This is a genomic window from Mycolicibacterium sphagni (assembly GCF_002250655.1).
Lineage (GTDB): Bacteria > Actinomycetota > Actinomycetes > Mycobacteriales > Mycobacteriaceae > Mycobacterium > Mycobacterium sphagni.
The window spans coordinates 30132-54046 of the sequence record NZ_NOZR01000033.1 but is presented as its reverse complement, the minus strand read 5'-3'; the positions used below and the strand labels follow the sequence as shown (position 1 = coordinate 54046).

At 62.9% G+C, this 23915-nt stretch carries 17 protein-coding genes; 9 read left to right on the top strand and 8 right to left on the bottom strand.

From position 1 onward, the window contains the following. Position 1 precedes the first annotated feature (1 nt). From CG716_RS26815 to CG716_RS26800, 4 genes are all read right to left on the bottom strand, one after another. Positions 2–2941 carry an MMPL/RND family transporter gene (locus tag CG716_RS26815; protein ID WP_094484177.1) on the bottom strand — a complete coding sequence of 980 codons (2940 nt, stop codon included), beginning with the start codon at positions 2939–2941 and terminating at the stop codon, positions 2–4. Then, positions 2942–5824: an MMPL/RND family transporter gene (locus CG716_RS26810; protein ID WP_094484176.1), complete on the bottom strand. Its 2883-nt coding sequence runs from the start codon at positions 5822–5824 to the stop codon at positions 2942–2944. Further along, positions 5821–6240 (bottom strand): MmpS family transport accessory protein, encoded by a 420-nt coding sequence (locus tag CG716_RS26805; RefSeq protein WP_094484188.1) that lies wholly within the window; start codon positions 6238–6240, stop codon positions 5821–5823. Before CG716_RS26805 ends, CG716_RS26810 begins: the two co-directional genes overlap by 4 nt. A gap of 546 nt (positions 6241–6786) precedes the next feature. Beyond that, positions 6787–8184, bottom strand: coding sequence for a condensation domain-containing protein (locus CG716_RS26800; RefSeq protein WP_094484175.1), 1398 nt, complete (start codon positions 8182–8184; stop codon positions 6787–6789). Between the two features lie 119 nt (positions 8185–8303). Between CG716_RS26800 and CG716_RS26795 the strand changes: the two genes are divergently transcribed. The 4 genes from CG716_RS26795 to CG716_RS26780 all read left to right on the top strand — a co-directional run bounded on the left by CG716_RS26795 (position 8304) and on the right by CG716_RS26780 (position 12473). Then, a complete protein-coding gene (locus CG716_RS26795; protein ID WP_234818054.1) occupies positions 8304–9287 on the top strand; it encodes a sulfotransferase family protein in 984 nt (327 codons plus the stop codon). A 29-nt stretch (positions 9288–9316) separates the two neighbouring features. Beyond that, positions 9317–10585 carry a glycosyltransferase gene (locus CG716_RS26790; RefSeq protein ID WP_094484187.1) on the top strand — a complete coding sequence of 423 codons (1269 nt, stop codon included), beginning with the start codon at positions 9317–9319 and terminating at the stop codon, positions 10583–10585. Between the two features lie 64 nt (positions 10586–10649). Further along, positions 10650–11480 (top strand): TylF/MycF/NovP-related O-methyltransferase, encoded by an 831-nt coding sequence (locus CG716_RS26785; RefSeq protein ID WP_420093231.1) that lies wholly within the window; start codon positions 10650–10652, stop codon positions 11478–11480. 3 nt (positions 11481–11483) lie between these two features. Continuing rightward, the gene (locus CG716_RS26780) at positions 11484–12473 is read left to right on the top strand and encodes a Gfo/Idh/MocA family protein (RefSeq protein ID WP_094484172.1); all 990 of its coding nucleotides are present in this window, start codon (positions 11484–11486) and stop codon (positions 12471–12473) included. On the opposite strand, the gene CG716_RS26775 is transcribed toward CG716_RS26780, so the two are convergent. From CG716_RS26775 to CG716_RS26765, 3 genes are read right to left on the bottom strand one after another with little or no spacing between them, the layout of a single operon-like run. Further along, entirely contained in the window at positions 12470–13318 is an 849-nt protein-coding gene (locus tag CG716_RS26775) for an alpha/beta fold hydrolase (protein WP_094484171.1), read from the bottom strand. The genes CG716_RS26780 and CG716_RS26775 overlap by 4 nt on opposite strands. Then, positions 13269–14918, bottom strand: a complete 1650-nt coding sequence (locus tag CG716_RS26770) for a GMC oxidoreductase (RefSeq protein ID WP_094484170.1) — start codon at positions 14916–14918, stop codon at positions 13269–13271. The genes CG716_RS26775 and CG716_RS26770 overlap by 50 nt, the downstream gene beginning before the upstream one ends. A 60-nt stretch (positions 14919–14978) precedes the next feature. Continuing rightward, the gene (locus CG716_RS26765; RefSeq protein ID WP_094484169.1) at positions 14979–16145 is read right to left on the bottom strand and encodes a glycosyltransferase family 4 protein; all 1167 of its coding nucleotides are present in this window, start codon (positions 16143–16145) and stop codon (positions 14979–14981) included. Between the two features lie 162 nt (positions 16146–16307). On the opposite strand from CG716_RS26765, the gene CG716_RS26760 reads away from it, so the two are divergent. The 5 genes from CG716_RS26760 (at position 16308) to CG716_RS26740 (ending at position 21720) form a co-directional block, all read left to right on the top strand. Further along, positions 16308–17156, top strand: coding sequence for a class I SAM-dependent methyltransferase (locus CG716_RS26760; RefSeq protein WP_094484168.1), 849 nt, complete (start codon positions 16308–16310; stop codon positions 17154–17156). Further along, positions 17156–18145, top strand: a complete 990-nt coding sequence (locus CG716_RS26755) for a Gfo/Idh/MocA family protein (protein ID WP_094484167.1) — start codon at positions 17156–17158, stop codon at positions 18143–18145. The genes CG716_RS26760 and CG716_RS26755 overlap by 1 nt, the downstream gene beginning before the upstream one ends. Positions 18146–18235: 90 nt before the next feature. Continuing rightward, positions 18236–19231: a Gfo/Idh/MocA family protein gene (locus CG716_RS26750; RefSeq protein ID WP_094484166.1), complete on the top strand. Its 996-nt coding sequence runs from the start codon at positions 18236–18238 to the stop codon at positions 19229–19231. Positions 19232–19271: 40 nt separating this feature from the next. Further along, the gene (locus tag CG716_RS26745; protein ID WP_094484165.1) at positions 19272–20546 is read left to right on the top strand and encodes a glycosyltransferase; all 1275 of its coding nucleotides are present in this window, start codon (positions 19272–19274) and stop codon (positions 20544–20546) included. 1 nt (position 20547) lies between these two features. Further along, a complete protein-coding gene (locus tag CG716_RS26740; protein ID WP_094484164.1) occupies positions 20548–21720 on the top strand; it encodes an acyltransferase family protein in 1173 nt (390 codons plus the stop codon). On the opposite strand, the gene CG716_RS26735 is transcribed toward CG716_RS26740, so the two are convergent. Next, positions 21717–23915 (bottom strand): acyltransferase family protein, encoded by a 2199-nt coding sequence (locus tag CG716_RS26735; RefSeq protein ID WP_094484186.1) that lies wholly within the window; start codon positions 23913–23915, stop codon positions 21717–21719. The two genes, CG716_RS26740 and CG716_RS26735, sit on opposite strands and share 4 nt — an antisense overlap.

The following is a 23915-nucleotide window of genomic DNA, read 5'->3' as shown; positions in this document are numbered from 1 at the left end:
ATTAGACTGTTGTCCTTGGCATTTCAGCGGTGACCGTGTCGCCGTCGCGGTCCTCTCGGGGCAGCATGTAGGCCCGCACCGATGCGCGCGTACCTTGCGACCGGAGCATGGAGCTGGCCGGGCGCGGGCGTACCCGCTGCGGCCACCAGAACCAACGGCCGAGAAGCACAGCGATCGCCGGCGTCATGAACGACCGCACGACGAGGGTGTCGAACAGCAGACCCAGTCCGACGGTGGTGCCGACCTGACCGATGATCTGCAGATCGCTGGTAACCATCGCGGCCATGGTGAACGCGAAGACCAGGCCGGCGTTGGTCACGACCTTGCCGGTGCCGCCCATGGCTCGGATGATGCCGGTGTGGATACCGGCGGACAGTTCTTCTTTGATTCGGGATACCAAGAGCAGGTTGTAATCCGAGCCGACGGCCAACAGCACGATCACCGACATCGGCAGCACCATCCAGTGCAGTTTGATGCCCAGAATGTATTGCCAGAGCAACACGGAGAGCCCGAACGAAGCGCCCAGGGATAACGCCACCGTGCCCACGATCACCAGGGCTGCGATCAGGCTGCGGGTGATGATCAGCATGATGATGAAGATCAAACAGAGCGCGCCGACCGCCGCGATCCAGAGATCGTATTTGGAGCCGTCGCTGAAGTCCTTGAACGTGGCTGCGGTGCCGGCGATAGATATCTTGGCGCCCTGCAACGGGGTGGTCTTGAGGGCTTCCTCGGCGGCCGTTCGTATCTGGCCGATGCTGGCGATGCCCGCCGGCGATGCGGGGTCGTCCTTATGGGAAATGATGAACCGCGCGGATTTCCCGTCGGGGGACAGGTAGGCGGTCATTGCTCGCTGGAAATCCGGATTCTGGAAAACCTCCGGCGGCAGGTAGAACGAATCGTCGTCTTGGGCGGCGTCGAATGCCTGCCCCATGGCGCCGGTATCCGAATTCGAGTCGTCCAGCACGCCGAACGTGCCGGACATGGTGCTGTGCATTTTCAGCATCATGCCCCGCATGCCCTCCATGATCGCGATGATCTTGGGCATCTGTTCCAGGAGCTGCGGCATGATTTTGTCCAATGCTGCGAATTGGACAAGCATTTCTTTCATCTTGTCGTTGAGCGCACTGATGCCGTCGATCGCTTCGAAGATAGCTCGCACCGACCAGCACAGGGGAATGTCGTAGCAGTGCGGTTCCCAATACAGGTAATTACGGATCGGCCTGACGAAATCGTCGAAGTCTGCGGCGCTACCCATCAGCACTTTGATAACTTGCGACATTTCTACTGTCGTCAGAAATGATTTATGCGTGATGTCGTTGAGCTGCTTTTGCAACTCGTACATGCGTTTCATCAGCGCAATTTGTTTGTCCATCAACTTGACCTGCTCGAGCAGGTCATTCATGCGGGACTTCATGAAACTGATGCTGCCCTGCATTCCCGCGTTCTGCATGTCCATGAGGAACGGTATGGACGTATGCTCTATCGGCGTTCCCTCGGGCCGGGTGATTCCCTGCACTCGGGAGATACCCGGCACCTTGAAAATCGCTTTGGCCAATTTGTGCAGGATGAGGAAATCTGCCGGATTGCGCATATCGTGATCGGATTCGATCATCAGAATTTCGGGCATCATCCGCGCCTGGGTGAAGTGACGATCGGCGGCTGCGTTTCCCACGTTTGCCGGAAGATCCTGCGGAATGTAGAGCCGATCGTTGTAGCTCGTTTGGTAACCGGGGAGCGCAAGCAGACCGACCAGTGCGATCGCGATCGTGGTGATGAGAATCGGTACGGGCCAGCGAACCACCGCCGTGCCGATCCGTCGCCACCGTGCAGTCTTGATCCGATGCTTGGGATCGAACAGCCCGAGGCGGCCACCGGTTGCAAGAATCGCAGGAACCAGGGTAACCGCGACCGCGACGGCGACGAACAGACCGACCGCCGACGGGATGCCCATGCTTTGGAAGATCGGTATCCGGGTGGCGCTCAGGCAGAGCATTGCTCCGGCGATGGTCAAACCGCTGCCCAAGACGACCGGTGCGACGCTGCGGAAGGTGCTGTAGTACGCGGATTCGACGTCCTCGCCGGCCTGCCGCGCTTCTTGATAGCGACCGAAGAAGAAGATCCCGTAGTCGGTTCCGGCTGCCATCGCGAGGCCGACGAGCAAGCTGGTGGCAAACGTGGAGAGGCCAATGACGTTGTGATCGGCTAGAAATGCGACCGCGCCGCGGGCGATCAGTACCTCGAGACCGACCGTGAGCAGCAATCCCAGGACCGTGACTATCGAACGGTAGACGAAAAGCAAAACCGCCAAGATGATGACAGCTCCGACACCGGTCATCTTGATCATGGAGTGGTCGCCCGCATGCTGCATATCGGACACCAGTGCTGCCGGTCCGGTCACGTAGACCTTGACGCCGGGCGGCGCCGCAGTCCGTTCCGCGATGCTGCGGACTGCGGCAATTGACTGCTGGCCCAACGTCGTTCCGGTGTTACCGGCCAGATTCAATTGGATATAGACAGCCTTGCCGTCTTTACTCTGCGCGCCGGATGCGGTGAGTCGATCACTCCACAAATCCTGTACGTGCTGAACATGTTTCGTGTCGCTCCTGAGCGCGCGAATCAGCCCGTCGTAGTACGTATGCGCCTCGTCGCCGAGTTCCTGCTGACCTTCCATCACCAGCATGGCGAAACTGTCGGAGTTAGACTCCTTGAAGTTGCTCCCCATGTGCTGCATCGCGATCACCGATGGCGCGTCCTGCGGTGCCATCGGAACCGAATGGTCTCGGCTGACGGTCTCCAGCCAGGGCACGAAGAATGTCACGTAAACCGTGATCGCCACCCACGCCACGATGATGAGGGGCGATAGCGCTCGGATCGACTGCGCTATGCGCGGCCGACTGGGCGGTGTGGCCGGTTCGGCCCTGAGATCGGTAACCGACACTTACTTCTCTTGGTTCAACAACAAAGCGCGCACCAACGGACGCGGCCCGGTAGGTCGGAGCATCGAGCTTGCGGGGCGGGGGCGCACCTGTTGTGGCCACCAGAACCAGCGGCCCAGCAGCGCGGCGATCGATGGTGTCATGAACGCGCGGACCACCAGGGTGTCGAACAGCAGACCCACTGCGATGGTGGTGCCCACCTGGCCAATACTGATCACGTCGCTGACGATCATCGACGCCATAGTGAACGCGAACACGAGGCCAGCGGTGGTCACGACCTTGCCGGTGCCGGCCATGGCCCGAATGATGCCCGTATTAATGCCGGCGCCTATTTCTTCCTTCATTCTGGCGACCAACAACAAATTGTAATCGGAACCGACGGCCAAAAGAATGATCACCGTCATGACGAATACCGACCAGTGCAATTGTATTCCGAGCAGATACTGCCAAATGAAGACAGCCAAGCCGAATGATGCGCCCAACGACAGCAATACCGTACCGACGATAACCATGGCAGCAATCAGGCTTCTCGTCACAATCAGCATCACGACGAAGATCAGGCAGAGCGCCGAAACCACTGCGATGATCAAATCGTATTTCGTGCCGTTCACCAGATCTCGTACCAGGGCTGCGGTGCCGGCTAGCGAGATTTGTGACCCTTCCAGCGGCGTTCCCTTGAGTGCCTCCTCGGCAGCGCTCTTGATCGCGTCGACCCGAGCGATGCCGTCGGGCGATGTGGGGTCGCCCTTCTGTGAAATCAGCATCCGGGCGGCCTTCCCGTCCGGTGAGATGAAGATCTTCATGACCCGTTTGAAGTCTTCGTTCTTGAAGACCTCCGGCGGCACGTAGAACGAGTCGTCGTTCTGGGCGGCGTCGAACGCCTTGCCCATGGCGGTCGAATTGGTGCTGTTGTCGTCCATCTGTCCGAAGACGCCCGACATGGTGCTGTGCATCGTGAGCAGCATTCCGCGCATGCTCGTCATGATCGAGATCATCTCGGGGAACTGCGCCAGCAGCTGCGGCATGAGCACGTCCATCTGATCGAGATTGCCGACCAGTTCTTTCAGCTTGTCGGTCAGTCCGTCAACGCCGTCGAGAATGTCGAAAATGCTTCTGACCGACCAGCAGATCGGAATGTCGAAGCAGTGCGGTTCCCAGTACAGGTAGTTGCGAATGGGCCGGAAGAAATCCTCAAAATCGGCAATATGGTCCCGCAGCTGATCGGTAATTTCCTGCATTTCGTGCGTGCTCTTGACCATGGCGTGCATCGTCGATGACATCTGCTTCATCAAGTCGTACATATGCGACATGATGTCGATCGTCTGCCCCAACTGCTCGGCCTGCGTCAACAGGTCCGCCATACGCTGTTTCTGAAAGAACATGAATTGTTGCTGGCCGGCCTGCTGCGAGCTCATCAGGTAAGGAATCGTCGTGTGGGCGATCGGCGTTCCCTCCGGCCGGGTGACGGCCTGGACCTTTTCAATGCCCGGAACAGCAAGTACGGCTTTCGCCAGCTTGTTCAGCACCAGGAAATCTGCCGAATTGCGCAGATCATGGTCGGTCTCGACCATGAGAATCTCTGGCGACATCATTGCCGAAGGTGGGAAATGTCGCGCTGCGGCGTCGATTCCCTGAGCGGCCGGAATGTCCTTAGGCAAGAAGTGCTGGTCGTTGAAGTCGGGCTTGAATCCCGGCAACGTCAACAGGCCGACAAGCGTGACTGCCAGAGTCGCGACCAGAATAGGCCCGGGCCACCGGACGATCGCCGTCCCGATCCGTCGCCATCCGCGAGCCGCTGCTCTGCGCTTGGGCTCGAACAGGCCGAAACGGCTGCCGATGGCAATGACCGCCGGGACGAGCGTGAGGGCGACCGCGACCGCGACCAATATGCCAACGGCACACGGAACGCCGAGTGCTTCGAAGGCAGGCAAGCGGGTGAAGCTGAGGCAGAAGGTGGCTCCGGCGACGGTCAGACCGGTGGCCAAGACAACGTGGGCGACGCCGCGGTAGGTCGTGTAGAACGCCGTCTCTCGATCTTCCCCGGCCAGCCGTGCCTCGTGATAGCGGCCAATGAAGAAGATGCCGTAGTCGGTTCCCGCCGCGATCACCAGCGCCACCAAGAGGTTGACCGCGAAGGTGGTCAACCCGATGATCTCGTGATGGCCGAGTAGAGCGACGAATCCACGAGCGGCCTGCAGCTGTATACCGACCACTAACAGCAACGCGAGCACGGTGAGCGGCGCACGGTAGACGATGAGCAACGTCAGCAGGATCACCGCGATGCTGACCAACGTGATGGTGGTGACGGTGCTGTTGCCGCTGACGCTCATATCGGCAGCGAGCGCAGCTGGGCCGGTGACGTATGTCTTGACACCCGGCGGCGCCGGGGTCTGCGCGACGATGTGCTGGACAGCTTGTACCGACTCGTTGGCCACCGCGTCGCCCGGTTTGCCGGTCACAGCAATCTGAACGTAGGCGGCCTTGCCGTCGTCGCTTTGGGCGGCGGCACTGGTGAGTGGGTCACCCCAGAAGTTCTGGATGTGCTGGACGTGCTTGGTATCGCTTCGCAGCTGGCGGATCAGCCGGTCGTAATACTCGTGTGCGTCATCGCCGAGGGGTTGCTGACCTTCCAGGACGATCATCGCCGCGGCGCTTCCGGAGTTGGACTCCTGGAACACGTCGGTAATGCGCTGCGACGCGCGGAACGACGGTGCGTCGGTGGGGTTCGCGGATACCGCGTGCTCGGCCTCGACCTGCTCCAAGGTCGGAACTCCGAGGGTAAGGCCGACGACGACCGCCAGCCATCCCAAGATGACGAGCGCCGAGAACCGCCGGATTGTGTGCGCGACGAAGGGCCGGCTGGTCTCCAACTGATGGTTACTCATGCGGCCTTCAGAAGACAGGAGACAAAGGTGCTGACTTCGTGGGTGGCGGTCTTCTCGTCCTTGACGACGCCGTCCACCGATATCCGGCAACCGATGGTGTCGCTATTACCTTGCGCGGCAATGCTTCCAATACCCGCCGCTGCGGAGATCGGGAACTCCAAGGACCACGGCAGGGTCGCGTCTTGATGTACTGGGTTGCCGTCTTCGTCGAAGTAGCTGATCTGTGCCGTCGTTCCCGGGGGGCCGAAGATCTCGTACTTCATCTTCTTGGGGTTGTAAGGCTTGCCCTTTTCGTTCTTGGTGTCGCCATAGGAGAGGCTCTTCTCGCTCCCGAAGATGCCATGTAAACGGGACACGGTTAGCCCGCCGCCGGCAAGCACGGCGATCACAACCAGTGGAATCCACAGGCGCCTCAGCAATGTGAACACGAGTCCCCGATTTCGGCGGCCCTTTCGAGATCCACCTTCGACTCGAGGTGGGGGTGGCGGCGGGGCTACGACCTGGGGCGGGTTGTCCTCGCGGGGCCATGCAGTGACATCGGGCTGAGTTTGCTCAACGTCGGGCAAACGTCCATCGATCACCGCACGCCGACCTTTCCCATCTTCCAATCGCTCCCATTCCTGGCACCAGCCGTCGGATGGAGAGCACAGCTACACATCGACGCGGTACCTCAGGTTACCGCCCGTGTGGCGGGCGTCACAGTCTGGTCCTCCGACGATCCCCGCAAACGAGCGGTGCCGTCGAGAGCACGACCGATCTCGACGAGAGTCAACCATGCTGATGGCCTCCGTATGGGCTCTTTTCGGGATGCAACAGCGGAGCATACGCGCTTGCGTGTGCGTAAATCCGCGGTAATGGCTAACTGTTATGTTGCTGGCAGGCTGGCCACATTGACGCGCCCGCAAGCGGTAGGACGTCGGGAGGCAGGCTCTCATATCGGTAGGAATTCGGGGCACGATTCACTAGTCGATGTCACCGTCGAGGCCGAACTCGACCAAGGTCCGCTCGGCCAGCGCGCGCAACTCTGATCTCGTGGTCACCGAGCCCGGCTGGTAGCCGCGGACACAAACGCCGACTTGGTTGATATCGGCCGAGGTGCCGACGAAAACATGCAATTGGCTGCCCGTTCTCTCCAGCCAGCCACGTGTGAGGTGCTGGCTCGCACCGCGAGCGAACATCGCGTCGCACAGCGAGCCGTCGGGACGCACCGCCGCCGGTCCGGTATCGCCAAGACTCGAACAGACCGCTGGCTGGTCAGGGTCGCTGACCGCGTAGTCCATCAGATGCTTCCACGCCCGTCTCGGGGTGAAAGGAGTCAGCGCGACGAGCTCCGCCGACTCGTCGGGGGTGTCCTGTCCGGCCTTCAGCGCGAGCTTGATGGCGGAGCGGGCGTCGCCGAGGTGCGTCGTCACCCCGTCCGGGTCGATGCCGACTCGGACGAAGGAGACGGCAACAGCGCGGGCGTCGTCCATCGTGCGGTTGTTGACCGTGAGCAGCATTTTGACGTCGGCGGCGTCGCCATGCAGGCGCCCCATGTGCCGGTCGAGTCGCGCGGTGAACGCCGCTGACAATGCGCTGGCCGTTCCGCCCAACGCCTCCGCGCGGGCATTCCATCGATCCAACCGAATGCGGATCCAGACGTTGGGCACGATCACGAGGTCGTCCGCGCCGCTGGTCGGTGCGGCGGCCGGCAGCGACGCCTGTGCCTGGGTGTGGGCGACATCTTGCTGGCGGCGGCGGGCTTCTTTCACCGCCGCCAGGAGTGCCCGTCCAACGGCCGGCGCGTCTCGCACGGTTTCGCGGGCGTCTTGAACCAGTGCATTGAGGCCAGAGCGGGATCGTGGCGGCGGGTAGCCGAGTTCGCGGGATATGCCCCAGAGCGCCTCGGTCACCGCGACGGCCGCACCGATGCCGTCGATCACGTAGTGGGACAGCACCAGACTGATCGCGGTCGAGCCGTCGTCGAGGGGTTGGACGCTGATGCGCCAGCCGGGTCCCGATTCGGGGTCGATAGGTAGCTGTGTGCGCTCGTCGAACCAGTCGCCGAGTTCGACACGAGGGCGAAGTGTCGCGGCGACGTCGAGTTTTGCCGGCTGTGGGTCAGATACCCAGCGCCACCGGCCGAACGGCAGCGGCGAGCGCTCGATCAGCCGTCCCATCATCCCTTTGGCGAGTTCGACGCGAAACCGCTCCAACTGCTCGAGGTCGACGGGTTGCTGATAGAGCCATCCGACCTGCATCACTTCCTTCTGACCGGCGGCGTGATGCCCCGCGTAGAAGGCTTGGTCCATCAAGACGAGCCGATTGTCCACCCGCGCATCGTCGTTGAATGCGCGCGCAGGACGGTCCTGGATTGACACGAGCGTCAGAGTAACCGAAGGGCCGGTATCGGATGGCTGATGTTGCGACGTCGTTGACGCCGACTGTGCAACCGCGCAATACCTTGTCGAAGCGCTCGCAAGAACCCTATTCTGCGGCGGTGACCACAAGTCGATCGGGGGCTCGGGGCCGCCCGGTGGCTCTTTTTGTTCTGGGCAATGGTCGTTCGGGGACGTCAGCGCTGGCGCAGGTTCTCGCCCTGTGCGGCGCGTCGCTGCCGCCGGGTCTCCTGGGTGCCACTTCGGAGAACCCGCGCGGCTTTTTCGAACCGCGCGCAGTCATCACCCTCAACCAGGCGATGCTGCACGACCACGGCAGCTCCGGGTACGACATATCCCTCACGCCGCACAACGACGGTTCGTTCGACGTCGAACGCAACGCCGCCTGGGTCGCCAAGGTCAAGGACTACCTCAGTGGATTGCCTGCGGCTCCGGTCGTGGTCATCAAGGAGCCGAAGACGACGACCGTGTCCGGAATCTGGTTCGAGGGGGCGCGGCAAGCCGGCTTCGACGTTGCGACTGTGATCGCGGTGCGCAATCCGGAGGAGATCATCGGGTCGCTGGAAAAGCGCGCCGGTCAGCAGAATTACGTCGACTCCTCACCGGAGCTCACTTGCGCCTGGTGGCTCAAATACAGCCTGCTGGCCGAGCGGGACACACGTGGCGTGCCCCGGGTGTTCATCGAATACAACAACCTGCTTGAGGATTGGCGCCGGGAAGTAAAACGGATTGCGACGGCACTGGCGATCGATCTCGACGCAAAAGACGAGGCGGCGGTCGACGCATTTCTCACACCGAGTCTGCGGCACCACCAAAACCGTGGCCCGGTGACAGAACCCTTCGGCACCGACTGGATCAGCACGGTTTACTACTTGCTGGCGGCGGCAGCGAGGGACGAGCGCGTGGATGAGGCTGCGTTGGATCGTGTCTACAAGGCCTACGGTGCGAGCGCACGTGGTTTCGGGCAGGCGTTCAAGGACGCTCGCCGGTACGAGAATCTCGACCGGTTGCTGCCGCCGTTCCTCGTGAAGCTGGGCCTGGAGTCCCTGGCTCTGCTTCACCGGCGCAAGGGGACGTGGGCGTAGCCCCGCGACCGGAGAACCTGGACCATCCGATGAAATTTGTGCTGGCTTTTTACGGGACTCGTGGGGACGTCGACCCCGGCATCGCCCTTGGTCGCGAATTGAGGGGCCGCGGTCACGAGGTGCAGATGGCGGTGCCGCCCGACCTGATCGGGTCGGTGGAGTCGGTCGGACTTTCGGCCGTCGCCTACGGACCCGACACCAAGGTGTGGCTGGAGGACACCCGCGATTTCTGGGGCTACTTCTTCCGCAACTTCTGGAAGATCCGGGACGTACAGAAGTACTTCCGCGAGTCTCGGGAGCCCGGTACCCGGGCCTGGGCGGAGATGAGCAAAACGCTGGTGTCGGTCGCGGACGGCGCAGATCTTCTCGTCACCGGGATCAGTTACGAGGAACTCGTCTTCGACGTCGCCGAGTACAGCAATGTTCCGCTGGCAACGGTGTTGTGGTTCCCGATGCGGGTCAACGGGCGGCTCTTTCCGAACTTGCCTGCGCCCTTGATCCGCGCGGCGATGAGGGTTTACGAGTGGCTGATCTGGTTCGGGGTGAAGAAGGTCGTCGGCACCCAGCGGCGTGAACTGGGCCTTTCGCCGGCGATGGGCCCCGTCCCGGACCGGATCGCCGAACGAGAACTGCTGGAGATCCAGGCCTACGACGACGTGCTCTTCCCGGGGTTGGCGGCCGAGTGGGCGAAGTGGAACGGCCAACGGCCCTTCGTCGGGACCTTGACGCTGGAGTTGGCGACGGAAGCCGACCAGGACGTCATGTCGTGGATCGCCGCTGGCACGCCGCCGATCTGCTTCGGCTTCGGCAGTATTCCGGTGGAGTCTCCCGCCGACATGATCGCCATGATCGCCGGGGCCTGCGCGCAGGTGGGCGAGCGGGCGCTGGTGTGCGCCGGGTGGACCGACTTCAGCGACGTACCGCAGTTCGACCACGTCAAAGTGGTGGGTGCGGTGAACTACGCGACGATCTTTCCGTCCTGCCGTGCGGTCGTCCATCACGGCGGCGCAGGCACCACGGCGGCGGGCCTGCGTGCCGGAGTCCCCACGCTGATCCTGTGGATGGCCGACGTTCAGGTGATGTGGGGAGCTGCGGTCAAAGGGCTGAAGGTGGGAACCTCGCGGCGGTTCTCCTCGGCGACCGAGAAGACGCTGGTTGCCGATTTACGCACGATCCTCGCCCCGGAATACCTCGCCCGTGCACAGCAGCTGGCGACCGACATGATCAAACCCGCCGAAAGCGTCGCCAAGGCTGCTGATCGTGTCGAAGATTTCGCCCGCCGCATGCAGGTTGGCTAGGGATCCGCCAAAACGCCGCAAACTAACGACCTCGCAAGTTTAGACTCAGCGCCGAAATACTGGCATGCGAGATAGGGCCGTTTTGACCATCACCGACTACGACGTGCGATCGCTGTACCTCGATCTGCTCCGACGCAACTTGACCAGGTTCGGGATGCACGAACGGATGCCCTCGGACTGGCCGTTGCGGCGACGTCTGCTTCTCAAGGCCGCGAATACCTTCGGCCCCAAACTTCGCGGTGGCGGCGTGAGCGGTCAAAACTATCGCGAGGCCGGCCTGGATTGGCCGGCCGAAGCCGAGACGATGATCGGGATGAAGCGGCTCACCAGCCTGCAGGAGTGCGTGGAGACCGTACTGGCCGACGATATCCCCGGTGACCTCGTCGAAACCGGCGTGTGGCGGGGTGGCGCCTGCATTTTGATGCGAGCTGTTCTAGCCGCCTACGGTGACACCACGCGCAACGTGTGGCTGTGCGACTCCTTCCAGGGCGTTCCGCGCTCGGACACCGCTAATTACAAGGCCGACAAAGGGATTCACGCAGAAATAGTTTCGGGCATCCTGGGTGTGTCGGAAGCCGACGTCAAGAAGAACTTCGAGCGCTACGGGCTGCTGGATGACCAGGTCCGTTTTCTCCCCGGCTGGTTCAAGGACACGCTGCAGGACGCCCCGATCGACAGCATCTCGGTGCTGAGGCTCGACGGTGACCTCTACGAGTCCACGATCCAGGCCCTGGACGCGCTATACCCGCGCCTGTCGCCCGGTGGCTTCTGCATCGTCGACGACTACCTGGCGGTGAAGGCGTGCGAACAAGCTGTCACCGACTACCGCACGAAGCATGGGATTACCGCGGAGATCGTCGATATCGACGGCACAGGCGTGCTGTGGCGCAAATAGCGCATGCCTGACGGCGCCCCAGTACGGATCGGCATTCTGGGCGCAGCACGCATCGCACCTGCCGCGGTGATCAAGCCGGCGACGAAAAATGCCGAGGTTGTCGTGGCAGCGGTGGCCGCCCGTGATGTGTCGCGTGGCGAAGCCTTCGCCGCCAAACACGGCATCGGCCGGGTGCATGGCAGCTATGAGGCGTTGATCGCCGATCCGGACGTGGATGCGATCTATAACCCGCTGCCAAATGCGTTGCATGGCAGGTGGACTCGCGGGGCAATCGAGGCAGGCAAGCACATCCTGTGCGAGAAGCCTTTTGCGGCAAACGCCGATGAGGCGCGCGAGATTGCCGATCTGGCTTCTCGGTCAGATCGGGTGGTGATGGAGGCATTTCACTACCGCTATCACCCGTTCGCGGCGCGCGTCGAGCAGATCATCGCCTCAGGCGAACTGGGCACCCTGCAGCGGGTGGAAGCGGCCGACTGCTTCTGGCTGACGAAGTTCTCGGCCAACGCCTATAACTACTCCCTTGGCGGCGGAGCGCTCATGGACCTCGGCAGCTATGTCGTCGACATGCTTCGCACGTTCGGCGGTTCGACCCCGGAAGTCGTTTCCGCACAGGCGAAGCTACGCGGCTCCCGTATCGATCGGGCGATGACAGCCGAGTTGCGTTTTGCCGGTGGACATACCGGCCGGCTCAAGTGTTCGCTCTGGTCGACCGACCCGCCGCACTACACCGCAAGGGTGGTCGGCGATCGAGGTGAACTGCGGCTCAATCCGGTCATTCCGTTCCAGCAGTTCTCGGTCCGATCCGCTGATGGCCACCGTAAGGAACGCTTCTTCGGAAAGCGCACTACCTACGACTACCAGCTGGAGGCCTTCGCCGCGGCGGTGCTGCGTGGTGAACCGGTGAAAACGACTGCCGCAGAGGCGGTCGAGAACATGACCGTGATCGATGCGATCTATCGTGCTGCCGGCCTTCCCGTCCGCGAGCCGGCCTAGCGCGTCGCCAGTCCGATCTCGGGCGGCAGGGGACTCCCCGATAGCCAGGCGTCGACGGTGCAGGCGAAGAGGTCGGGATCGCGCTGCGGCCAATCGTGTCTCATGTCGGTCGCTACGCCGTTTACTCCATTGGGCATCGAATGGGCGAGCGTAGCGGCCCAGCGGCGCGCGATTCGCAGTTCCTGGCCACCGGTTACGAATAACGTTGGTAAATCTGCCTTGTCGAGCCCGGCTGGCAGGGTGAATCCCGCAGACGCCACGGCGATGTGGGCGAGTTGCGGGCCCGCATTGAGGCGTGCGTCGTCCCGGTAGTTGGCGTTCTGGGCGGCGTAATGGGTGTCCCAGTGCCGGTTTATCACGAACCATCGGGCCCATGCGGTACGGGCGAGCAGCCCCGCCAGGCGTCGCGTCAGTTGAACAGCGGGCATCGTGTTGACGAACGTGCTGCTGAGCACCGCCCGGTCGATGAGTTGCGGCTCGGTTGCAAGCAGCTGCACGCCAACTTGGGCTCCGAGGGAATAGCCCACCAGGTGGGCTCGGCCGGTGTTGACTCTGGCACGGATGAGTTCGGCCACCGCAGAGGCGGCTCTAGTCATCTCGAAGGGGCCGTGATGAAAACTCTTGCCGTACTGGGGCAAATCTGGGACCAGACAGCGGTAGTTCTGCATCCGTTCAACCACGGGCTGCCAGGTCCAGCCACTCATGAGCCCGCCGTGTAGGAAGACGACGGCGGGAGCATCGACTGGGCCGGATTCGCGCACGAACAAATCCACTCCTGTGATGCTATCGATCAGATCAACTGGCGAAATGCGCGCTGTGGATGTGCTCGGCGACCCGCAAGGCATTGGCGGCGACGGTCAGACTCGGGTTGATACCGCTGCTGGACGGGAAGAACGACGCGTCTACCACATAGAGATTGTCCACGTCGTGTGCCCGGTTTTGGGGGTCCAGCACGCTGGTAGCGGGATCGGTACCGAAGCGGACGGTGCCGCACACGTGGCCCAGGGTTCCGTTGTTTTCGCCGGTGCGGAGAGTAAGTGTTCGGAACGGCTGTAAGACGTCCTTGAGCGCGCTCAGAAACACCTCGCGGCGTTCTTTCTCGTTCGGGTGCAAGCGGTATTGGAGTCGCAGCCGCTGTCGGCCATCGGTACTGGGCCGATCGCTGGGCAGGACGCGGTTGTCCCGATAGGGAAGGTCTTCCATGATCGCGGCGAGTACCAGTCCGCCGCTGATCACCCGGTCGTAGATCGGGCGGGCTGCGGGGCTGGTCCACCGCAGCGCCTTCGATACCCAGCCTGGCTGGTTCATCATCATGTCGATGGGTGCCAACGAGGCCATCGAGCTGGCCGACTGCACCGTGCCGTATTTCTGGCCGTCGATGAAGTAGAAGTCGTTGAGCCCGATTTCCTTGTTTTCAGCGGTGATCTTGCTGCCGCGTTGCGGCCAGATCTCGATCCAGTCCATCACGTGGCGCATCAGGTTGCGGCCCACCATGTCTGAGCCGTTGGCCAGTCCACGCGACCAATCGCCGGACCGGGAATTGAGCAGCAGCACCGGGGTGGCCAGCGCACCGGCGGCCAGCACCACCACCTTGGCTTTGAGTGCGAGCATGTCGTTGCGGCGCTGACAGATCACCCGTTGTACCCGGGTGCGGTCGGACTCGAGCCGCAGGACTCGGCATTCGTCCAACAGCTGAGCGCCGTATTCGGTGACGGCGGGCAGGACACCGGCGCGGGCCCCGTCGTTCTTGCACCCCTTCGCGCAGAGGTAGGCCTGACAGGTCGCGCAATCGTCGGTGTAGTCACAGGCCATCGGCAGGTGATAGGGATGCAACCCGCGCCCGGCCAGATAGTTGACCAGCGGTTGGTTGTCTGCTGAAAAGGGCGGAGCCGCGGGTAGCCGGAGGTCGGCTGCTTCCGGCCGTAAGGGGTCAGCATCGCCCCGAACCCCGAGTAGCTTCTCGGCCTCCGCGTACCAGGGCGCCAGCTGCTCGTAGGTGATCGGCCAGGACTCCGGAACAGTCGATTCGCCGGGGTCGGTGAAGAACTGGCGCGGAGTGAAGTCGTCGACGAAAAACCGTTCGCAGACCATCCCGTAGAGGGCCGATGATCCGCCGGGGCCGGCGCCGATGTAGGGCACGAATCGCCTCGGGCGCCGGCCGCTGATATCGGTGATTTCGTCGTTGCTGCGTCCGGCACGAGCCAGGGTGTCGTAGTAGGTCTTCTTCGACCGGGAGGCTTGCGGCTCAGCCAGTTCGGGCATTGCCGAGCGAATAGTTCCCGGTGTCCCGGGCAGCGTCGAGCGTCCCTTTTCCACGAACAGAACTCGGCGGCCTGCACGTGCAAGCCGCTGGCCGAGCATGCCGCCGCCCATACCGGCACCGACGACGATGACGTCCCACTCGACGCGTTCGGCTTCGCGTCCAGTCAGTTCGCCGTCAGGCACAATCGAGCTCCTCGTTGAGATGGCCCAAAACTGGCCTGATCTGGGCGATTCGGGATGCTATCAACGCAGGCCAAGAAAGGTGGCGAGTTCGTCGTCGTGGCGGTCTCGTTGGAAGCGCTGAGACGATTCCAACGCGCCGTGGGCGAGCCGTCGGCGTAGATCCTCGTCTGCTTCCAGCGTCATGAGGTTGGCCGCGAGGGCGTGTGCGTCTCCGGCCGGGCTGAGCAATCCGGCGACGGCAGGTTCGATGATCTCCGGGGTGCCACCCGAGTTCGTTCCGCACACCGGCAGCCCCGCTCGCATGGCCTCGACGGTGACGCGGCCAAACGCCTCGCTCTGGCTGCACATCAGACCGACATGGGCGGCGGCCCAGTAGGGCCGCAGGTCCGGCGTGGGCCCGTGAATGGTGAGCAGATCGGCGACGCCCAAGCTTTCGGCAAGGCTGTGAAGTGGCTGGTGACTCCCGGTGCCCACCAACGTCAACTCGATATCGACCCCGGCCTTTCGGGCAATCGCTATGGCCTCGATGGCCAGGTTCTGCCCCTTGGCGTCGGAGAAATAACCGACAAGCACGGTGCGCATGCGCTCGCCAGGCTGACGCTGGGGTGGCGTGCCCAGGTCGGTGTCGACGACGGGATACAGCACATGCGTTTTCATCGTCGGGGCCAACGTGAGCATCGCTTGCTCAACGGCGTGCGAATTGCAGATCACCGACTCCGACAGCCAGCCGACCATGCGGACCGTCCTGCGGTAGCCGAACAGGAACCAGAGCTGATGGTCGTCCCTGCCGAACTCGCGGACCATCCAGTAGTGCGGGATGCCGAGGATCTTGGCGGCGATGGCGTGCGAGGGAATGGTCATGGTGTTGGTGAGGACCAACGTCGGACGGCGCCGGCGAAAAAACGTCAATGCCTGCACAATGCCAGGCAGGAGTATCAGGGTGTAGGGCAGCCAGCCGATCAGCACATGCGGGTCGATTCGGGAGCGCGACCATTTGCCAAAGCCCCACCACGGCGTCCAGGCGATCTTTGTCTGGATGCCGTCGTCGATACAGCGCGCTGCGACGTCTCCCTTTTGTGGGATCACCGCGACGAGATCCACGTCGGGCCGCTTGGTCCGCAGAGCCAGCAGCATGTCGCGGAATCCGACTACGCCGCCGCCGCCGAACTTGCTGACGTTTGAGACCACCACGACCCGCGGCGCGGGGCTGTCTCGGGCGGCAAACACGGCCAGAGTTTATGCGACAACCCCCGGGCCTTAATCCGTAATCGGTGCTACGAAATCGTGGGTTGGCGTACCCTTCACCACGGCAACCTGCGCGCCGGAACTTGGCGAACTGATGTTAGCTGTGCGCGAGGTGAAGAAGTTTATGCAAGGAGCACCTGCCCGATGACCGACGTCATGCCGGTAACCGATACGGCGCTGGTGACGTTGTGGTGCCGTGCAAGCGAAGCCCGGCGTGCCGACGCGATCGTCGACGATCCGATGGCGATTCGTCTGGTCGATTCGCTGGACTACGACTTCAGCAGGTTCAAGCTTTCTGCCGACCGGCAAGATCTCGCGCTGCGCGCACTTGCTTTCGACCACGGCGCACGCAACTATCTCGCGGCACACCCGCAAGCCACAGTGGTCGCCCTCGGTGAAGGGCTGCAGACCAGCTTCTGGCGCCTCGATGCTGCCGGTCTCGGCAATGAATTTCGTTGGCTGACAGTGGATCTGCCGCCGAATATCGCGCTGCGCGAGCAGCTGCTTCCGCACTCGCCCCGGATGTCGGCATGTGCTCAGTCGGTTCTGGATTTCAGCTGGATGGATCAGGTGGGACCGGATCACGGTGTGTTCGTCACTGCGGAGGGTCTGCTGCCCTATCTGGAGCCCAGCGAGGCGCTCAGCCTGATCGCGGAGTGCGCGCGCCGGTTCCGGGGTGGCCAGATGATGTTCGACCTGCCGCCCAAGTCGCAGGCGCTGCTGGCTGCACGACCACGGTTATGGAAGTTGATGCGCGGCGACTGGCCGAGGACGCCGTTCAGTCTCACCGTGCGTGAACTCGGCAAGCTGGCCGGCACCGTGCCGGGCGTGCGGGCAGTGCATGACCTGCAATTGCCCCGGGGTCGTGGCCCGGTGTTCGACACGTTGTTGTCGAAGACGCAGGGGCTGCCAATACACCGGCCGCTGCGGCGCTGGGTTGGCATGAACTGGCCGACCATCGCGACGTTGACCCTTCTCGAGTTCGACAGCTAGTGGCGGACCGGTTGCGGATCGGCGTTCTGGGGGCAGCCCACATCACGCCGGCAGCGTTGATCGATCCGGCGAAGGACAATGCCGAGGTTGTGGTGTCCGCGGTGGCTGCGCGTGACATTTCGCGGGCCCAGGATTTTGCGGCCAAGCACGGCATCGGCCGGGTACATGACAGTTACGAGGCGTTGCTCGCCGATCCAGACGTGGATGCGGTGTACAACCCGTTGCCAAATGGCTTGCACGGCAGGTGGACCCGCGCTGCGATCGAGGCCGGCAAGCATGTGCTGTGTGAGAAGCCCTTTAGCGCCAATGCCGACGAGGCCCGACAGGTCGCCGAGTTGGCCGCGGCGTCGGACCGCGTGGTGATGGAGGCGTTCCACTACCGCTATCACCCGTTTGCCCTGCGGGCGCAGGAGATCATCGCCTCGGGGGAGTTGGGCACCCTGCAGCGGGTGGATGCCGCGTTCTGCTTTCCGCTGCCCAAGTTCTCCGACATCCGTTACAACTATGGCCTTGCCGGTGGGGCCACCATGGATGCCGGGTGCTACGCGGTGCACATGCTGCGAACGTTCGGCGGTGAGACTCCGGAAGTTGTTTCCGCACAAGCGAAGTTGCGTGACAGCAACGTGGACCGGGCGATGACGGCGCAGTTGCGGTTCCCCGGCGGGCACACCGGGCGGCTCCGCTGCTCGATGTGGTCGGCCGATCTGCTGAGAATAAGCCTGCGGGTGACTGGTGACCGCGGCGAGTTGTATGTGCTCAACCCATTGCTGCCGCATCTCTTCAACCGGTTCTCCGTACGGACTGGTGGCGACAAACGGGTGGAGCGTTTCCCACGCCGTTCCACCTACGCGTATCAGCTGGATGCGTTCGCCGCTGCTGTGCTGCGGGGCGAGCCGGTGCGGACGACGCCCGAGGACGCGATCGAGAACATGACCGTCATCGATTCGATCTACCGCGCCGCGGGCCTACCCGTGCGCGAGCCGAGTTGAGCTGTTGCTGACGGGAATGTCAATTCCAGCCACGCTAGTTAGAGCGTCTTCTAGTATCGCCGCGGTGGCTTGACACAGAGAGAGAGGCCCATGCCAGACAGCGGCCCGGTTCGGATCGGCATCTTGGGTGCTTCTAGCTTTGCGCCTACGACGATGATCAACCCAGCTAAGGGCAACCGCGACGTTGTGGTGGCCGCGGTAGGGGCCCGCGATCAGCCCAGTGCCGATGAGTTCGCCGCCAAGCATGGCATCGCCAAGGCATACGGCAGCTATGAGGCGGTGCTCGCCGATCCGGACATCGATGCCATCTACGTGTTGGTGCCGACCAGCATGCACGGAAAGTGGACCAAGGCGGCGCTGGCCGCGGGCAAACACGTGCTGGTGGAGAAACCGTTCACGGCGAACGCCGCTGAAGCCCAGGAAATCGCCGATCTTGCTGCCAAATCGGACCGCGTGGTGATGGAGGCGATTCAATTCCGCCACCATCCGTTGACCCGGCGTGTTGAGCAGATCATCGCCTCGGGGGAGCTGGGCACGCTGCAGCGGGTGGATGTCACGTTGTGCGTGATGCTGCCGACGTTCAAGGCCAACTGCTACAACTACGCCATGGCCGGCGGCGCGATGATGGACGCCGGCAGCTACGTGACGAATATGGCCCGCACCTTCGGCGGTTCGACTCCGGAAGTTGTTTCCGCACAGGCGAAACTTCAGAAGCCCCAGGTGGACCGAGCGATGAAGGCCGAGTTGCGGTTCGCCGACGGCCACACCGGCCGACTGCAGTGCGCGCTGTGGTCGGGGAACCTGTTTCGCGCCAACGCCAAAGTCGTGGGGGATGACGGCGAACTGCGCTGGCTCAGTCCTGCGGCACCCAACCTGTTCCCGAGGCTTTCGATCCGGTCGGCCAATGGAAAGAGGACCGAGCGCTTCTCGCGCCGTCCCACCTACTCCTTCCAGCTGGAGGCGTTCGCGGACTCGGTGCTGCGCGGCGAGCCGGTACGGACATCGCCCCAGGACGCGGTCGAAAACATGAGTGTGATCGACGCGGTCTATCGCGCCGCAGGACTTCCGATCCGTGAGCCGAGCTGACTCATGTGCCTACGCATGATCTTGGAAGGCTAGATCCGCGATGAAGGTGGTTCTGGCCTGCCATGGCGTCCGCGGCGATGTCGAGCCTTCAGTCGTCATCGGTCGTGAGCTGCTGCGCAGAGGCCATGACGTCACGATCGCGGTCCCGCCGAACGTGGTCGGCTTCGCCGAGGCGGCCGGACTCACGGCGGTGCCGTGGGGCGATGAATCGCAAGCGATGATGGACGCCCAACGCGACTACTGGACGTGCTTCTTTCAAATGCCTTGGAAACAAAAGGATCTGAAGTGGCTGGGGGCTCAAATCGGGGATATCGTCACCCAGTGCTGGACGGAGGGAGCGTTCGCGACCCTGACATCTCTGGCGGAGGGCGCTGATCTGATCATCGCCGGTTACGGATTCGAGCAGTTCTCGGCCAACGTCGCGGAGTATTACGGCATCCCCTTGGTCACGGTGGACTTCTTTCCGACCCGAGCCAATGGGAAGGTCCTGCCGCTGCTGCCGGCGCCGGTGGGGAGGGCGGTGATGAAGGCATACGAGCGGATGGCGTGGAGCGGACCGGTCAAGGACGTCGAAGCCCTTCAGCGTCGTGCGCTTGGGTTGCCGGAGGCGACAGGGCCGTGGCCGGAACGAATCGCCGAACGTGGCTCGCTGGAAATTCAAGGGTACGACGAGGCGTGGATTCCCGGCCTGGCGGCGGAGTGGGCGAGTTGGGGGAGCCAGCGCCCCTTTGTCGGCACGCTGACCCTTGAGTCAGCGACGGAGTCCGATGGCGAGGTCGCATCGTGGATCGCCGACGGCACACCACCGATCTTTTTTGGATTCGGCAGCGTTCCGGTTGGTTCCCCGGTCGACACGATCGCGATGATCAGTGCTGTCAGTGAACAATTGGGTGAGCGGGCGTTGGTGGGTGCAGGCTCCACCGACTTCAGCACGATCTCCTACCCCGAGCACGTCAAGGTGGTGGGTCTGGTGAATTTCGCGGAGATCTTCCCGCTCTGCCGCGCGGTCGTGCACCACAGCGGCGCAGGCACCATCGCCGCCTGTCTGCGGGCGGGCGTCCCCCAGGTGGGGCTGTGGACGTTGCCCGATCAGGGGCTTAGGACCAGGCAACTCAAACGGTTGGAGGTGGGTACCGGGCGGCGCTTCGCCGGCACCAGCGAAGAGTCATTGATCGCGGACTTACGGAAGGTATTGGCCCCGCGATATGTCATGCGAGCTAGGGAGTTCGCGTCTCAGATGACAACGCCTGCCGAAAGCGTAGCTGCCGCTGCTGATTTGGTAGAAAACTTTGTTCGCGTGGATCGAGTTTGTTGAGATGGGCGCTGACCCGAAAGTCGTTGGTGACAACGAAGATGAAAGTGTCAGTCGCTCGGGAAGGCGCACGCTCGCAGAGGTATTCGACCCTCAAAACAACGCTCTCAACGCGTGGCGACTGGCGATGGCGACGGGCGTCATTCTCTGGCACTCTTGGCTTATCACCGGCCGCACAATATCCTTCGAGCCGGCACACCAACTGCTGCGAGATGTGTGGGTGGACGGGTTCTTCGCCATTTCGGGATTTCTCATCACCTGGAGTTGGGTTCGGCGACCGCGGTTGCGTGACTATTTCGCCGCTCGAGGGTTGCGCATACTCCCAGCGTTCTGGGTGTGTTTAGTTGTCGTCGCGTTCGTCATCGCACCAATCGGTGTGGCGATCCAGGGCGGTTCTCCTGGCAAGCTCCTGCTGTCGCCTGGGCCGGTCCACTACGTCCTGAATAACAGTGCGTTGATGATCAAGCAAAACGATATCTCCGGCACTCCTCTGGGAGTTCCGCTGCCGGGCGAGTGGGATAGTTCGCTGTGGACGCTCTATTGGGAAGCGCTGTGTTACATCGCCATTGCGATTCTCGGAGTGACCGGATTAATCCGCCGGCGATGGGTGATTCCAGGGCTGCTGGCATTGGCGGTGCTCTGGTCCACCCAGCTGCCGTCGATGAGTGCCATCGTCGAAGCGCCGCCCGACAAACGGCCACCGATGACCGCGGCGACTCAGATACTGATCGCTGAGGGCGCGGCTGCGCGATTCGCGGCAATGTTCCTCGCTGGTGCGCTGCTGTATCAATTGCGCAACGTCATTCCCGCTCGTTGGTCACTCGTCGCGCTGAGTGTCGGGATCGTTCTGGCAGCCAGTCTGCTGCCCAACTATCGCTGGATTGCGGCATTCCCGTTGGCATATGCGCTCGTGGTTTCGGGTGCACTTATCCACCATCCGCGCCTGCGATTGAGGACTGACTTGTCGTATGGCGTCTACATTTACGCGTTTCCCATTCAGCAGATCCTGGTCATCTGCGGACTCGCCTTCCTGGCTCCACCCGTTTTCGCGATCATCGCCGCGGCAGTGACCCTGCCGTTGGCGGCTTTGAGTTGGTTCCTGGTCGAGAAGCCTGCGATGTCGTTGAAAGCGCGTCTCGGCCGGCGAAGTTCTCCGGCTGTTGCACCGCCTGCTTAGCCCTGGGCGAGCGCCCGATCAGTCAAGGTCCCGATGACCGGGCTTAACGCTCGGGAGTATTCGAGGGTCAGATGATTCCAATCGAAATAGACCAAGGTGTTGCCGACAATGACCGGGCAGCGGTCTGCGGTGCAGAACAGGTCGGTGAGGTCGGCGTAGTGTCCGCCGCCAGACTTGACAGCTGCGGCCTCTGCAGCGATCCCGGACGCATTGACAGCACTGGAACGCTGTGGCTCGCAGGCTGTCGCGTCATTCAGGTGGGCAGACAGACAGACCGGCACCACCGACTGGGGATCGGGGATCGGGCCGAGAACCAGGACCTGCGTGCCGCTGTCGCGGAGCTGGTGGACCATGCGGGTCAGGCTGTCGAGCCAGGCCGGATCGTAGGACGTGAATCCCGATGGCCAGCCGACCGAACCATATCCGCGCCACATGCTGAGGACGACAAGTCGCGGATGCTCCGTACGCAGCCGGTTGATGATCTCGGTACGCCACTGCTCACACTCGGTGTACTCCCGGTGCAGTAGCGGGCTGCTGATAGGCAGGTCCAAGAGTGGACAGCCGGTTTTCGCCAAGGTCTCAACCCGCCAGTGGCGCAAAGCAGCGAGCTGCTGGAATGCTGGATTCCACATCGCGGCATGAGAATCGCCGATCAGCGCCACTGTGGTGGCTGAGGCCGTATCGCCCGATGCGCATTCCGGGTGACCGGTCTCGAGGAAGTCGCGCATGCAGCCGCGAAGGTACACGTCCTTGTCTTCGAGAGCTGCATTCGCCAGCGGAGGAACAAGATTCGATGGGACGGACTGGATGCCGGCGGAGGCGACGAGTGCGGTTTGTACTTGAGCGAAGGCCTGGCGCACAGCGGCGTCATAAGCGTCGAGGCCGGCTCCTTCTTGCGCGGGAGACGCTGTGACAGCCAGTTGCTTCCTAGGGGCGCCTCGCCCGACCGTGGTCGGTACGACTTGCAGCAGCGCCAGACCGGCACAGACCGCGACAGCGGTGGCCGTGGCGCCGAGACCGAGACTGCGCCAGGGGGAGTGACGGATGCTCGGCCGAAAGCGCAGCGGGTTTTCGATGAATCGCATTGTGAGCCAAGCCAGCCCGGCGGATAGCAGAGCCGTGATCAACCGGGCGACCAATCCCAATGAGTGGCCAACCAGGAGGGGAGCCAACACCAGCACTGGCCAGTGCCATAGGTACCACGAGTAGGAGATGCGGCCGATGGCACGCATCGGTGGCAGCCCCAGCAAGCGCCCGCAACCCTGCGTCGGTGTGGCGCAGCCGGCGCCGATGATCAGTGCCGCGCCGAGCGTGGGCAGCAATGCGGCGGTGCCTGGAAAGGGTGTGGCGGGGCTGAACCAGGTGCAGGACAACAGGATCAGTGCCAATCCGGCCCATCCCGCGATACCTGCGGGCAAGGCAGGAAGCCGGCGCCAATGGCGGGCCGCGAGAGCAACAAGCCCACCGATCGCTAGTTGCCACGCTCGTGTGGGCAGCGAGTAGAACGCGGCGGCGGGCACGACGTCGGTGAGGACCAACGACATCCCGAAGGACATAACCGCGACCAGGGCTAGAGCGACCAGATACGGGCGTTGCGTCTTGGCGACACCAGATTGCGGGCTCTTCCTTGCCCGGCGAACCGACCGGATCAACCAGGTCACGCCAAGGATCAAAGGCGCCCACACCAGATAGAACTGTTCCTCGACACCCAGCGACCAATAATGCAGGAACGGCGAAGGTGACAGGTGGTTGGCAGCGCTGAAGTAGTTGACGCCGTCGAGCATGAATCGGTAGTTGCTCACGTACAACGCGCTGAAGATCCCGTCGTACAGAACCGTTGGTGCTTGCAGCGGCGGTAGGAGGAACGTCGCGGCAATCATCGTGACGACGCCGACCGCAGCCGAGGCCGGCAGCAGTCGGCGCGCCCGCGCGCCGTAAAACGCGCGCAGCCCTACAGAGCCGGTGCCGCTCACCTCACGCCACAGCAGCCCGGTGATCAAGAAGCCCGAGATGACAAAGAACACGTCGACACCGACGTACCCGCCACCGAGGCCGGGTACCGAAGCGTGGAACAGGACCACGGCCACCACCGCGACTGCGCGTAAACCCTCGATATCGAGTCGGAACCCGTTCTGTTCCGCGTGCGTACCCTGTCGCTCCTCGGCGGGGCTAAAGCTGTTGTCCCGGCTCACGAT

Excerpts from the sequence above, each read along its gene's own strand:
- CG716_RS26810 (WP_094484176.1), bottom strand. The coding sequence starts at position 5,824 with ATGAGTAACCATCAGTTGGAGACCAGCCGGCCCTTCGTCGCGCACACA.
- CG716_RS26790 (WP_094484187.1), top strand. The coding sequence starts at position 9,317 with ATGAAATTTGTGCTGGCTTTTTACGGGACTCGTGGGGACGTCGACCCC.
- CG716_RS26785 (WP_420093231.1), top strand. The coding sequence starts at position 10,650 with ATGCGAGATAGGGCCGTTTTGACCATCACCGACTACGACGTGCGATCG.
- CG716_RS26780 (WP_094484172.1), top strand. The coding sequence starts at position 11,484 with ATGCCTGACGGCGCCCCAGTACGGATCGGCATTCTGGGCGCAGCACGC.
- CG716_RS26775 (WP_094484171.1), bottom strand. The coding sequence starts at position 13,318 with ATGCCTTGCGGGTCGCCGAGCACATCCACAGCGCGCATTTCGCCAGTT.
- CG716_RS26760 (WP_094484168.1), top strand. The coding sequence starts at position 16,308 with ATGACCGACGTCATGCCGGTAACCGATACGGCGCTGGTGACGTTGTGG.
- CG716_RS26750 (WP_094484166.1), top strand. The coding sequence starts at position 18,236 with ATGCCAGACAGCGGCCCGGTTCGGATCGGCATCTTGGGTGCTTCTAGC.
- CG716_RS26745 (WP_094484165.1), top strand. The coding sequence starts at position 19,272 with ATGAAGGTGGTTCTGGCCTGCCATGGCGTCCGCGGCGATGTCGAGCCT.
- CG716_RS26740 (WP_094484164.1), top strand. The coding sequence starts at position 20,548 with ATGGGCGCTGACCCGAAAGTCGTTGGTGACAACGAAGATGAAAGTGTC.